This is a genomic window from Hymenobacter piscis (assembly GCF_018760735.1).
Lineage (GTDB): Bacteria > Bacteroidota > Bacteroidia > Cytophagales > Hymenobacteraceae > Hymenobacter > Hymenobacter piscis.
Genome location: NZ_JAHHZN010000065.1, coordinates 1 through 202 on the forward strand (window position 1 = coordinate 1; position 202 = coordinate 202).

The window sequence follows — 202 nt, forward strand, 5'->3', positions numbered from 1 at the left end:
TTAGAGTGTGTGGACAGTCATCGGAGCCAATCGAGGGCGGCGAGCAGGTGAGCACTGGCTAAGAAGCAGGTGGCCGTTTTCTCGTAGCGGGTGGCAAAGCCCCGCGCCTCCTTGAGCCGGCCAAAGAAGCGTTCGACTTTGTTGCGGTCCGCATACAGGTTCTCATCATAGGCCCGCTGGTCTAGGCGGTTGGCCTTGGGCG

General features: G+C 60.9%; 1 protein-coding gene. It reads right to left on the reverse strand.

The window, feature by feature from the left end:
* Positions 1–17: 17 nt before the first annotated feature.
* Positions 18–202: transposase (locus KLP40_RS21105; protein ID WP_215595816.1), on the reverse strand; the 185-nt coding region annotated here is incomplete at its 5' end.